Genomic DNA, 12,930 nt, shown 5'->3' with positions numbered 1-12,930 from the left:
GACGATGCGCCTGCCGATCCGGCACGTCCAGCAGAACCTGATCTTCACCACCCACGGCACTGTCTGGGCGGTGTGGCGCGTTGCCGCGACCAACTACTCCCACGCCCCGGCCGTCGTGAAGAAGCGTCGTCTCAAGGCTCTGGAAGGCCTGTTCAAGGCGCTCACCGGCGAGCCGATGCTGCTGTCGCTGTGCCCGCAGATCGACCCGACCGCAGTGGTGCGCGCCATGGTCGACGACATCGACCTGGCGCGCGCGCCGCGCTACGCGAGCCTCGGGCATGCGGTCCTGGACCAGCTGGAGGCCATGGAGCTGACCGGCCGCACCGACTGGCTCGCGCTCCCGCTGCCGCCGCTGTCGCAGAAGGACGCGGTGATGTCCGCGTTCCGGGCGGCGAAGGCGGAAGTCTCCCTGCAGCTCGGCCTGATGCCCGCCGCCGTCACCGACACAGAGGTGCAGCGGCGACTGGAGCAGGCCCAGCGGATCCAGGCTCAGTGGCCGAGCGGAGTGTCGATGCGGCCGGCGTCCGAGGCGGAGATCCTGTGGATCTACGGCCACAGCGCGCGCCGCGGACTTGTCGAGCCGTTCCTCCCTGACAGCACCGAGACCCCGGTCCGCGGCCGCGGCCGGAACATCGCGGCGCTGGGGGAGATCCTCGTCGGCGAGGGCGGCGCCGACTTCAACTCCGGCCCCGCGCTGCCGGCCAACCCGTTCACACGGCGCTTCCTCCAGGTCTCCAGCGAGTGGGGCGACTCCTACCAGGCGCTCCTGGCCCTCTCAGAAATGCCCGAAGCGTTCGCGCTGCCCGGGGCTGCCTACCTTCAGCAACTCGACGACCTGGCCTACCCCGTCGACTGGACCGCCCGGCTGGTCACCGTGCCCGGCTCGAAGGCCGAGCCGAAGGTCCGCAAGCGCGCCCGGCACCTCAAGGCACAGGCCGCCGAGTACGAAGGCGACCCGGCCGGCCCGCCAGCGGCCGTCGCCCGGAACCAGGCCGACAACGAGGAGTACCACGAGAGGCTCACAGCGAACCGGCGCGAGGTCGAGATCCGCGCCATGGTCACCCTCGCCGTGTGGGGCGACAGCCCCGACGACGCCATGGACCGCGCCGCCGCCCTCGCCTCCGACTTCGGCTCCACCGACTACACCTTCTCCCGGCCCGCAGGCGAGCAGGCCAGCCTCTGGCAGGCGATGCTCCCCGGATGCCGCACCCCCCGCGTCATGGCCGGCTACGCGCAGATCCTCCTCGCGCGCGACTTCGCGATGGCCATGCCCTGGTGCGGCTCCCAGCTCGGCGACGAGCGCGGCGGCCTGTACGGCCTCCAGGTCGCCTCCGGCGGCGCCCGCCCCGTCCTGATCGACCCCGCCCGCGGCCCCCGCGAGAACGCGTCCGCGTCGATGGCCTGGCTCGGCGAGCTCGGCGCAGGCAAGTCCGTCGGAATGAAGGGCGCCGTCTACAACGTCCTCGCCCGCGGCCACCAGCTCGGCCGGCCCGGCAGCCGCGGCCGCGCCGTCATCGTCGACCGCACCACCGACCAGGAATGGGCCCGCTTCGCGAAGGCCTGCCCCGGCACCACCCAGCTGATCCGCATCGACCACACCGCCGAGGTCTCCCTCGACCCGCTGCGCCTCTACAAGGAGAACAGCCCGCAGGTCGCAGCCCGTTTCACCGAATCCTTCCTCACCCTCCTCCTCGGGGTAAGGCCGATGGACCTCGAGGGCGTCGCCCTGTCGGAGGCCGTCCAGGCTGTCCTGGCCCGGCCGGAGCCGTCGATGCGCGCCCTGATGGAGGAGCTCACCGCGCGCGGCGCCGGGGACGCGGCCGCGCAGGGCCTGGCCCGCAAGCTCGCCTCGGTCGCCCGGAAGGACCTGGCGCGGGTGGTGTTCGACGAGACGCTGCCAGTCGTCGACACCCACCGCGCCGACAGCGTGGTCTTCCTGGTGTCCTCGCTCGCCCTGCCGAAGAAGTCCGAGCTCGCGAGCGAGCACCGGATCCAGCGCCTGGAGTTCGAGAAGGTTTTGGGCCGGGCGCTGATGTACCTGATCGCCGCGGTCTCCCGCGAGACCGCAATGCGCAGCCGGGACGAGTTCGCGGTCACCGTCTTCGACGAGTGCTGGTGGCTCACCTCCAGCGACGAGGGCCTGGAGTTGCTCCTGGAGCTGCTGCGCGACGGCCGCAAGCGCAACGCCGCCGCGTACGTCGGCTCGCACGACGCTGACGACATCGGCCCGGCCGACAGTGAGAAGGGCACCATCGTCCGTGGCCTCATCCCGCACCGCTTCGTCTTCCGGCAGACCAGCCGCCCCCTGGCCGCACGCAGCCTCGAATTTCTCGGAGTCGATCCCACCGACACCGACCTCCTGGACCTGGTGACCGGTGGCCTCTCGCCACTCGGCCTGCCCGACGAACAGCGCCGGGCCCGCGCGGGGGAGTGCCTCTACCGCGACCTGGCCGGCCGCATCGGCCTCATGCGGGTCCTCATCCCCCTCGACCGTGCGATCGAGCGGGTCATCCACACCACCCCGACCAGCCAGCAGGCGGCGGCATGAGGACCCTGCACGCCCCCTGGAAGCGGCTGCGTCTGCTCGGCACCGTCCGCCTGCGACTCGTCCTGTTCGTGGCGGCGCTCGCCGCTACCGCCTTCACCATGCTCACTTCGCTGCCGGCGCTCGCCGAGCCGAGCCCGTCCGCGACCCCGACGCCCACGAGCCCTCCGACGACCAGCCCCCGTGGGCCGAACCCGCCCGGGGCGCGTACGCCCACCGAGGAGGAGCTCGCCGAGATCGAAAAGATCATTGCCGACCTCAACAAGCGCGTCTCGGAGGACATGCAGGAGGCCTACCTCAAAGCCGAGGAGGAGCGCCTGCACAAGCTCCTGCCCGACGAAGGCGGCGTCCTGGCTGTCTTCAACGTCACCGACGAGCGGAACCTGCCGATCTCGGCCTACACCGTGAAGTCGGACACCGGCGGCCTGACCGACTGGGACCTGGGCATCCAGAACCTGATCACCGAGCTGGCTTTCATGATCACCAAATGGGTCATCGCTTTCTGCTGCTGGCTCATCGTCTGGGCCCTCGGCTTCGGCCTCGCCAAGCTGCTCCTGGCACCGGTGCTGTCCGTCGCCAACTCCCTGCACACCCAGGTCATCCTGCACATGGGCCTGCCGTCCCTGTTCCTGTCGGTGTGCGCCCTGATCACCGTCGTCCACATCTTCTTCGGGGACCGGGCCAAGGGATGGGGGGACGCGGCGCTGTCCATCCTGATCGCCGCGCTCACCGCCACGCTGCTGTCCTCACCCCCGCAACTCCTGCTGGGGGAGCAGGACGGCGCCATCGCTGCCGCCCGTGGTTTGGCTCTCGAAGTCGCCGACGTCATCCTCGACGCCAACCCCGGTCCCAAGGAGAAGGCCCCTGGCGACGAGGAGTCGGCCAGCTCCCGTGCGCTCTCCCGCCCGCTCACGAACGCGTTGACGGACGCCTTCATCGTGAAGCCGGCCATGCTGCTCCAGTACGGCCGTGTCTTCGAAGGTGACTGCTCCAGGAAGTACAGCGACAGCAAGATCTCGCAGCTCGCTGTCGAGCGGGCCATGAACCAGCAGATGGACCGGCTGAAGAAGCTCAACCAGTACCGGGCGTGGATCGACCCCTCCGGTGCGACGATCACCGACTGGACCCTGCCCGTGGCCAAGCAGTGGGCCGTCGACCACTTCGGGGATCCGCCGATGGAGCAGTTCGAGAAGGACTGCGTCCAGGGCGATGTACAGGCCGCGAAGCGGGCGTCGATGGACAAGGTAGGCGGCGCGATGTTCCTTCTCGTCGCAGCTCTGATCGTCACTGTTCTGATCGCCGGTCTCGCCGGCAGCTTCCTCGTCGCACAGTGCCGTATCGCCTGGGACGCCGTACGGGCCGAACCCGCCCTCGTGGCCGGCTTGCTGCCCGGCGCCGGCCGCGGCTACCTGTGGGACTGGGCCGCATCCGTCCTGCACTCCCTAGGACAGCTCCTCGCCTCCATCATCGGCCTCGCCGTCCTCATCCTGATCATCCAGGCCGTCCTCGACCCCGTTCAGCAGGACTGGGGCAACGAACTCACCCTGCGCTTCCTCGCCGTGGACATCGTGTGCATCGGCGCGATCAAGAAGCGCAAGGCCCTCACGGTCAAGTCGAAGCAGGCCGCCGCGAACTTCCGAGCCAAGATGTCCTCGGCCCGGATCGGCGGGACCCACGGCTCCGTCTTCACTCCGTCCTCTACTCCGGTGGCGAAGAACCAGTCGATCGCCCGCAATGTCACCCGCGGAGCGGTCAGCACCGCGATGGTCGGTGTCTCCATCGCCTCGGGCAATCCGATCGCTGCCCTCGGCTACGCCACGAGCTCCGGCGTCAGCACCGTCGCGCTGATGAACCGGCTCCAGACCGGGGTCAAAAGCAGCGGCCGTCGGCCCGCCCGATCCGGCCACCAGCCCCAGCCCCAGCCCCAGCCCCAGCCCCAGCTCGGCAACGCGGGCAACCTGGACCCGGCACTGCCGCAGCCCAACGACCCGCCGCCACCGCCTACTGAGCCTTCGGTCCCTCCCACTCGGCCTCCGGCCCGCCCCCCATGGACCCCGCCCACTCGGCCGCCGGTGACCACGCCCACTGGCCCTGTGACGACCCCGCCCACTCGGCCTCCGGCCCGCCCCCCCACCCCGCCCACTCGGCCGCCGTCGCGGGACGTTGTCCCGGATCAGCCCACCCCGCAGGCACCGCAGGTGATGGGGCACCCCGCGCAGGCCCCCTACGGGGCGGGCCCGGCGTACGGGGAGGGCACGGCGTACGGGGAGGGCACGGCGTACGGGGACGGCCCGGCGCGTACGGACAGTGCCCGACCACCGGCACCCGCCGAGCCCTTGCCCCCGCGGCGGCCCAGTGACGCCTCCCTCAGCCGTAACGAGGAGCGGGAGTTGAACATCCGGCGCCGTCGGCAGGGCCGCTCGTGAAGAAGAAGTTCAAGGGGTGGCTGGCCGGCGTCGCAGGCCTGCTCGGCCTGGCGCTTGTCCTGCTCGCCGCAGTCGGAGCCCATGTGGCTGGCCTCGGCCAGAGCGAGGCCGAGGCCGCCGCAGCGGCAGCCAGCTGCCCCGGCGGCCAGCCCGGCCTCGACCCGGACACAGCCGAGACAGCTCGCAAGGTCGAGGAGATGCTCGCCGGGAGCGGGGATGTGAACGTGCCCGGCCTCTCCGAGCCCAAGAAGCAGATTCCCAACGCCAAGGTCATCGTCGCGACCGGCGTTCAGAAGCGGGTGCCGGCCCGCGGCCAGGTCGTCGCCCTTGCCACCGCCCTCCAGGAGTCCACCCTGATCAACCTCGACCACGGCGATCGCGACTCGCTCGGCTTGTTCCAGCAGCGGCCCTCGCAGGGCTGGGGGACCCGCGAGCAACTCATGGACCCCGTCTACTCTTCCGGGAAGTTCTACGACAGGCTGGTGAAGCTCAAGGACTGGGAGCAGATGCCCGTCACCGTGGCTGCGCAGAAGGTCCAGCGGTCCGGCTTCCCTGACGCGTACGCCAAGCACGAGCCTCTCGCGACCGCACTCCAACAGGCCATCGCCCCCACCCTCGGCGCAACTCCAATCGGTCCGATGCCGGGACAGCCCAGCCGCCGCGGCGGCGTCGGCACGGGGGAGTGCGCCGGGCCGGGCAGCGGCAATGTGGACTTCGGGCAGTTTCCGCCCGGCTCGCTACCGGAGGGCTACCAGCTCCCGGCCGCCGCGCCGATGCAGGTACAGACCGCGATCCGCTGGGCCCTCGGCCAGCTGGGCACGATGTACCAGTGGGGCGGCAGCTGCACGAACCCTCACGGCAGCGATCCCTCCGAGAGGTGCGACTGCTCCTCCCTGATGCAACGTGCGTACGGAGTGGCCGGCAAGGAGATCACCCGCACCACATACACACAGATCCGCGACGGCCACGTGGTCCCGACCAGCGCCATCCAGCCGGGCGACCTACTCTTCGCTGTCGGCTCCGCCTCCCGCCCCGAACACGTCGCCATGGCGATCGGCTACGGATACGTGGTGCACGCGCCGAAACCAGGCCGCGTCGTGGAGGTCGTCAAGCAGGCCAACCTGGGCCCGATCCTGCTCGTCGTGCGCGTCATCGGCTGAAACGGCCGTTTCCGCTCGCACGTCCTCGGGGGGCCCTCGCGGGTCCCGGGGATGCCCGCCCCGGGGGCCCTTGCCGTATCGGCCGGTGGGAACCGGGAACTTGCGTGCACGGTGCCGTCTCGGGGTGCTACTCGTTGCTGTTCGTACCGCGAGAGTTAAGGCGAGAACTTGATCATTCTGGATAGCTGCGTCATACGCGGCATGGGCCTCGAGGACAGCAAGGCGGAGCTCCTGCGGGCCATCGCGCGGACCAAGACGGAGCGGGTCGGCGCCCCGTGGATGGTCGTCGAGGAGCTCGTGGCCCAGAAGGCTCTCGAGTACAACAGCGCGCACGAGGCGGCGGCCTCCGCGCTGGCCCAGCTGCAACGCAAGAGCTACAGGACGGAGCCGGAACTAGGCGCGGCCGACCCGGAGGGCGTACGCGCTCTCTGGCGTGTGAAGTACCGCGAGATCTTGGAAGTGCTCCCGACGAGCGAGAACGCGCTCCGCGAAGGCATGTACCGCGAGGCCAATGTCCTTCACCCGGCCCGGCGCAAGGGCGACGTCACCAAGGGCGTGAAGGTCGGCGCACGGGACGTAGCGATCTGGCTGACCGCCGTCGAGTATGCGCAGAATCACCCCAAGGAGACCGTCTACTTCGTCAGCGAGAACCACACCGACTTCACCAAGGGCACCGGGGCGTACCCCTCGCCGATGGACGCTGACGTCGAGGGCTTGGGTGACCGGTTCAGGCACCTGACGAACCTCGACGAAGTCCTCGACCTGGTCGCCCCTCAGGTCGAGGTCGAGGCGCCTGACGAGCCGGACGTGCGCTCGCTGCTGGCGGAGAGGGGCGCCGACTTCGTGCAGTGGATGCTCACCAAGTACTGGGGCATTACTCCTTCCCGGGGAGACTTCCAGACCATGACCCAGGCCGGCACGGTCGAACTGGCTAAGGGCTGGGTGGATGGGAGGGCCTCGCTGGTCGAGCTCGCGGACGTGACCGACTTGAAGGCATACCGGCTCGGCGCGGAGACCTACTTCGTCGCTACGGTCAGCTGGAAGATCGCCGGGCCTGTGGTCACCGGAAATCGTCTCAACCTGGGCGCGTGCTACTGGGACACCCGACTCATCGTCCCGCGAAACCCGGAAGGAAAGCTGATCCACATCCTCCGCGAGACGACGCCCGTGCCGGTGGAGGACGCAGCAAAGGTGACCTGGCCGCCGCGCCTCGTCCCGGTGGAGAAGAGCAGCGCCCTCGAGCTCCTCCAGAACAAGCACTTCGCGAGCCGCAAGGAGCAATTGGGCCTGACTGTCCTGGCTGTCCTCGAGGCCATGACGATGTCGCCCGCCGACCGGCAGGAACTCATCGAAAGCATGCGGGCACACCGCGACTGGACAGACTCCAGCGGCCTGGAGGTTGAGGCGAAAGACCTCCACGGCCCTGCGCCCCTCGAGGACGCTCCAGAGGACGAAGAGGAGTGACAAGACGTCTGGCCGGTGCCGGCACCGGCCAGATTGCCCCCCAGGAGGCCCCCCACGGCCTTGCCGAGCTCCCCCGGACTCCAGACCCTGCTTCCGTCCACGGCCGCGCGGCGCTCGTGACGGCCGTGGACGCCCTCCTCGACGCCGACGGGGCGCAGTGGGCCGCCGCCCACAGCGGACGGCGCTGATCGGCTGCTGATCGGCGCCGACGGCGCGCGGAAGGGCGCAGTGGCAGTCTCGACCGGGGTTATCCTCGCCCGGCCGGGGGGCTGCACACAGACAGACTTCTCCGGGTCGGCGACGGCTACGTCCGCCGGGCGCTGCGCGACGCCTGCTCGGCGTCGGTGCGGCTCCTGAGCTGGTTGGACTCCTGTCGGCGTTCCTTCAAGTCGCCGGGCATCGCGAGGGTGAGGAGGAACGACCAGTTGCCCCCGGTGTGCGGGTGGGGGACTTGGGGAGGATCGGGTGCGTCGTCTTCCGGTAGACCGCGGTCCGGCCGCGCACCCGGTCTGCTTGGCCGTTGTTCTGCACCGCCAATTCACCAAGAGGGGGCGGAGTTCACTCGGGCCCTGCGGGGCCGAAGGCCCGAGGACGGGGTCATTGCCGGAGACGTAGTACTCGTACACCTCGGTCCACTCAGGCTGCCATCCCGGTCGACCGAGGTCTCGCTCGGCGTCGGCCAGGACCACTATGGCCCTGGCCCACTGCACGGCGGCGGCGCCGATGGTGGGGGACGGGTCGTTGGCGGCCAGCGTGGCGAACTCCTGGTGATGGGCCAGGAGCAGCCTCTTCGCGTCCCGGTCGGGGCCAGCGGGGTAGAGGTCGCTCAGGACACTGTGGTACCACGTGGCGATCTCGTCCATGTGCCGTGTGAAGTCGTAGGTCATCTGGACAGCGTGCCGTTCATGGCAAGCCTCCAGTGACCTCCTCAGGTGTCCCGTCTCAGCGAACCCAGTCGTCCACCGACCCGACTCATCCAATCCAGTCGCCGCAGGTCAGGGGTAAGTGGCTCTGCTTTGGTGCGGCCGTCTCAACGACTGGCTTCGCTGAGACGGGACAGCAAAGCAGGCGGATACTCCTCAATCGTCAAGGGATGGCAAAGCGTTCAGGCATGGTGTCTGGATTGGCCGTGAGCTCTTACTTGGTCCAGGTGAAAGGCCTCTTCCCACCATCCTGGAGGAACCGTGCACCACACCGCCCCGTTCCGGTCGACCTCGGCCCGGCCGACATGAGTCTCCCGGGCCTGCCGGTCGACGAGCTCCTCGCCCAGCTCCAGGCCGTCTTGAGCGCGGCCACGCCGTACCTCGTCGCCCTCGGCGTTCTTGGGGCTGCGGTCTGGGTGTGGTGGACGATCCGGCGCGCGGCACTCGTTCGGGGAGCGCTCGCCGACCGGGTTCAGGTCGAGGTGATCCCGACCGCCACCTTCGACCCCGGTGAAGGCGAAGTCGGCCGCTGGGCCCGCCAGCTTGGGCGCGTGCACTACGCCACCGACGGTGTCCCGGCCCGCGGATCCGCGGTGCGCCTGCGGTACACCGCCGTGGAGGGAAAGATGCGCTGCTACATCGAAGGCCCCGCCGCCGCGGCCGCGATCCTGAACATGCCCGGCTTCGCCGAGGTCGAGATCCGCACCCAGCACGGCCAGGCCGACATCCGCCCTGTCCGTTTAAACGGCCCGGGAGGAACGCCGTGACCGCCGTCATCTCCCTCTCCAAGACGGCGCAGGCGTCCGCTGCCTACCCCAGAGCGCGCCGGTATGTGCAGCGTGCCGAGCTCGCCCTGGGGCTGCCCGACTACAAAGCCCTCGCTTCCCTCGGTCTGAGCCCGGACCCGCTCCAGCAGCTGGCCGCCGCCATGGCCTCCGTGCGCACCGAGGACGGGGAGAAGGCGGAGGCGGTCTTCGACCTAGTGCCGGTCGGTGAACGGCGCCTGGCCCGCCGCCGGCGCCGCCTGATGGCGCGGGCCGCCCGCCGGGGCCCGTCCGCGTACGGCGAGCGCCTGACCGGCGGCTTGGGCGGAGGCGGCTTCTGGGGCTCGACGACCTCCGCCTGGTCCGGCGGCGCCCGCGCCTCCAGCCGCTCCGAGCGAATCCCGCGGCAGACCGACCTGCGCGACGGCGTCGGCAAGCTCGAACCCGCCGAGGGGGCGGTGTTCGCCGTGCAGATCCTGCTGCGTACCGAGGCCGCCCATCCGCAGCTGGCCCTGGCGCGGATGCACCAGTTGATTGCGGCGCTGTCGATGACCTCGGGGGAGAACTACCTCAAGGTCCACCGGCCCCGCAGCTGGTCGATCGGCCGGTTCGAGCGCCGCTTCGCGAGCGGGGAGTTCGCGCCGGTCCGTCGGCAGTGGCTGACGGTGCCCGAGCTGGCCGGATGGCTCAAGCCGCCGACGGTGAAGTGCACCGCGTCCAGCGTGGTCCGCTCCGGCGGCCTGGTCCCGCCGGCTCCGGCGGACCTCCCCGTCTACACCGGGCAGCGCGACCTGATCCCGCTCGGCGCCGTCGTCTACCCCGACGGCCGCGAGCGGATCGCTGCCGCCCGCGTGCAGGACCTCCTCTTCGGCCTCCAGCTCGGCAAGGCCGGACACGGCAAGACCGAGGAGGCCCTCGTGCAGTGCATCGCGATGGCGCACTCCGGTTACGGCTGCTGGTTCCTCGACCCGCACGGCGAGGGCTGGGCCCGGGCCAAGCCCTACCTCGCGCACCCGGAGATCGCCGACCGGCTCTGGGAGATCGACTTGGCCAAGGCCGCCCCGGACCAACCGGTCGTCTCCTGGAACCCGCTGTCGATGGAGGGCCGCACCCTCTCCGACGTCCAGGACATCGTCCGCTCCGTCACCGAGGGCATCGCCGCGGCGCAGGACTGGGGCGACAACGCACCTCGCGCCCGGACGATCCTGGCCCGTGCCTCCCAGGCCCTGGCGCTGCTCAACCTCCAGGCCGTCCAGGCCGACCACCTCGAGGCACAGTGCACCCTCTTCCAGCTGCGCACCTGGCTCACCGACGAGGACTGGCGCGAGCGGCTCCTGCCCAAGCTCCCGGACCGCGTCCGCGCGTACTGGGAGAACACCTTCCCCAAACTGGGACCGGACGCGGTGCCCACCGTCACCTACGCGATCGACCGCCTCGACACCTCCCAGTCCCTGCAGGGGTTCTTCGGCAGCCCGCGCTCCGCGTACGACGTCCGGCACGCGATGGACACCTCGAAGGTGGTGTTCGTCTGCCCGTCCGGCAGCGAGAGCGACGCCCTGGTCAGCTGTCTCCTCATCCACGACCTGCATCGCGCAGGCCTCTCGCGCCAGGACACCCCGCGCGAGGGGCGCAAGACCTTCTGGGCCTGGGGCGACGAACTCACCGCCCTCGACAGCAGCAGCAAGGGCTTCCTCGCCGCCATCGCCGAGCAGCTACGCAAGTACGAGGTCCGCTTCATCGGCATGACCCAGATGGCGCTGCGCCTCTCTGCCATCACCCGCCAGGCCCTGCTGCAGAACCAGAGCTGGCTGAGCACCTGCGCCGCGGACTACGACGAGGCCGCGTTCGTCGCGAAGCGCTGGAATGGGCACGTCAGCCCAGAGACGATCACCGAACTCCCGAAGTATCACTACGTGATGTCCGTGAACCTCAACGGCGCCCGGACCACGCCCTTCCGGGTCCGCGGTCTGCCCGTGGACGAGGTCTTCGCGCACTACGACAACCCGGGCGGCATCCCCGACCTCGACAAGGCGATCGACAGCAACCTCAATCGCCGCCCGCTCGGCGACATCCTCGCCGACCTGGAAGAGCTCGACGCCGTCGTCCTCGCCCACCACACCGGCCGGCGCCCCGGCGGCCCGAGTGCCAGCGACCCCACCAGCGTCATCGACTAGAACAAGGCGAGCACCCATGCCCTATCCACACTCCGCCCCCACCGGGCTGGGCCAGGTCGCCCAGCAGGCCGCCCAGGTCCTCTACCAGCACCGTCTGGTCTCAACCATGCAGCTTCACCGCCTCGTCACCCCGCACCACACCCGCTCCGAGTTCCTGCGCCGCCAGCTCCACACCCTCCGCCAGGCCGGCTTCGCCGAGGCCGTAGGGCGCCGCAGCGCCGGGCAGACCCAACTGCTGTGGTGGCTGACGGAGAAGGGGGCCCAGGCCGTCGAAGCCGTGGGCCTGCTCCAGCCTCGCGCGTACCGGATGAGCCAAGAGGCCGCCCTCGGCCCGCTCCAGGAGCACACCCTCGCGGTGGTCGAATCCGGCGCGGCGTTCGTCGAGCACGCCCTCCGCCTCGGTCACGAGTGCGGCCCCTTGGACTGGTCGCCCGAGATCGCCCACTACTACCGCGACGAAGCCCGGCCGGGGGAGGAACTGTGCCTTGTACCGGACGCCGTCCTCAACTACGTCCACACCGCCGGCAAGCAGCGCACCCTGCTCACCTTCTTCGTCGAGGTCGACCGGACCCAGATGACGATCGCCCGCCTCGCCCAGAAACTCCACGCCTACGCCGCCTACCACGAGTACGCGCCCCAGCCACAGACGGCCAAGGGCCAACGCGGGCCCCGGCGCCAGGCCGCCATGCCGGCCTGGCGCTACCGATACCCGGCGTTCCCCCGGCTCCTGCTCGTCCTGACCGGAGCCTCCGAAGACCGCCTCGCCCGCCGAATCGCCGACCTGCGCAGTCTCGCCGCCAGCGACCCGGCACTCGCCTCCAGCCCGCTGCGGGCCGGCGCCACCACCCTCGACCAGCTCCGTGCCCGCGGCCCCTTCGAAACCGTCTTCACGCCCGTCCTCGGCCCGGCCGAACCGGTCGACGCCTGGATCCGGGCACCTGCTGCAGCAGTTGCCTGAGACGCGTTCAGGGCTACTCCTAGGCCCTGTCTGATAATTGATCTTGTGGTGGGTCGTGGTGAGCTGACGGATGCGGCGTGGGGTCGGATAGCGCCGTTGTTGCCGGGTGTTGACGGTCGTGGGCGGCCGTGGCGGGATCACCGGCAGGTGATCAACGGGGTGTTGTGGCGGTTGCGGACCGGTGCTCCGTGGCGTGACCTGCCGGAACGCTACGGGCCGTGGCAGACGGCCTATGAACGGTTCGCCCGCTGGGAAGCGGACGGCACCTGGGCCCGTCTGCTCGAACAGGTCCAGGTCCGTGACGACTCCGTCGGAGCCGTGGAGTGGACCGTGTCGGTCGACTCCACGATCAGCCGGGCCCACCAGCACGCCGCCGGTGCCCGCAAAAGGGGGCGGAGGCGGGGGACGAACTGGAAGATCCGGCACATCCGTCGGCTGACCAGGCGCTCGGCCGGTCCCGCGGCGGGCTGACCACGAAGATCCATCTCGCTTGCGACGGCCGGGGCCTGCCCCTGG

At 70.3% G+C, this 12,930-nt stretch carries 8 protein-coding genes and 1 pseudogene; all 9 read left to right on the top strand.

Annotated elements, in window-relative coordinates; genetic code table 11:
• Window positions 1-4 precede the first annotated feature (4 nt).
• Complete coding sequence (locus tag ACFWV2_RS27245; protein WP_384408729.1) at window positions 5-2,548, top strand: ATP-binding protein; 2,544 nt, start codon at window positions 5-7, stop codon at window positions 2,546-2,548.
• Window positions 2,545-4,971: a hypothetical protein gene (locus ACFWV2_RS27240; RefSeq protein ID WP_384408727.1), complete on the top strand. Its 2,427-nt coding sequence runs from the start codon at window positions 2,545-2,547 to the stop codon at window positions 4,969-4,971. Before ACFWV2_RS27245 ends, ACFWV2_RS27240 begins: the two co-directional genes overlap by 4 nt.
• Window positions 4,968-6,131, top strand: coding sequence for a C40 family peptidase (locus ACFWV2_RS27235; RefSeq protein ID WP_384408725.1), 1,164 nt, complete (start codon window positions 4,968-4,970; stop codon window positions 6,129-6,131). The genes ACFWV2_RS27240 and ACFWV2_RS27235 overlap by 4 nt, the downstream gene beginning before the upstream one ends.
• A 168-nt stretch (window positions 6,132-6,299) precedes the next feature.
• Entirely contained in the window at window positions 6,300-7,595 is a 1,296-nt protein-coding gene (locus ACFWV2_RS27230; RefSeq protein WP_384408723.1) for a PIN domain-containing protein, read from the top strand.
• Window positions 7,592-7,783, top strand: a complete 192-nt coding sequence (locus ACFWV2_RS27225; RefSeq protein WP_384408721.1) for a hypothetical protein — start codon at window positions 7,592-7,594, stop codon at window positions 7,781-7,783. The genes ACFWV2_RS27230 and ACFWV2_RS27225 overlap by 4 nt, the downstream gene beginning before the upstream one ends.
• 1,040 nt (window positions 7,784-8,823) lie before the next feature.
• Complete coding sequence (locus ACFWV2_RS27220; protein WP_384408719.1) at window positions 8,824-9,285, top strand: hypothetical protein; 462 nt, start codon at window positions 8,824-8,826, stop codon at window positions 9,283-9,285.
• Entirely contained in the window at window positions 9,282-11,456 is a 2,175-nt protein-coding gene (locus tag ACFWV2_RS27215) for an ATP/GTP-binding protein (protein WP_384408717.1), read from the top strand. Before ACFWV2_RS27220 ends, ACFWV2_RS27215 begins: the two co-directional genes overlap by 4 nt.
• A gap of 16 nt (window positions 11,457-11,472) precedes the next feature.
• Window positions 11,473-12,414 carry a replication-relaxation family protein gene (locus ACFWV2_RS27210; protein ID WP_384408715.1) on the top strand — a complete coding sequence of 314 codons (942 nt, stop codon included), beginning with the start codon at window positions 11,473-11,475 and terminating at the stop codon, window positions 12,412-12,414.
• Between the two features lie 45 nt (window positions 12,415-12,459).
• Window positions 12,460-12,930, top strand: a pseudogene (locus ACFWV2_RS27205) (IS5 family transposase); the annotation flags it as partial.

Source organism: Streptomyces sp. NPDC058671, assembly GCF_042716475.1.
GTDB lineage: Bacteria > Actinomycetota > Actinomycetes > Streptomycetales > Streptomycetaceae > Streptomyces.
This window is presented reverse-complemented; position numbering and strand designations above follow the sequence as displayed.

Coding starts and splice junctions, on each gene's coding strand:
- ACFWV2_RS27245 (WP_384408729.1), top strand. CDS start 5: ATGCGCCTGCCGATCCGGCACGTCCAGCAGAACCTGATCTTCACCACC.
- ACFWV2_RS27210 (WP_384408715.1), top strand. CDS start 11,473: ATGCCCTATCCACACTCCGCCCCCACCGGGCTGGGCCAGGTCGCCCAG.
- ACFWV2_RS27240 (WP_384408727.1), top strand. CDS start 2,545: ATGAGGACCCTGCACGCCCCCTGGAAGCGGCTGCGTCTGCTCGGCACC.
- ACFWV2_RS27220 (WP_384408719.1), top strand. CDS start 8,824: ATGAGTCTCCCGGGCCTGCCGGTCGACGAGCTCCTCGCCCAGCTCCAG.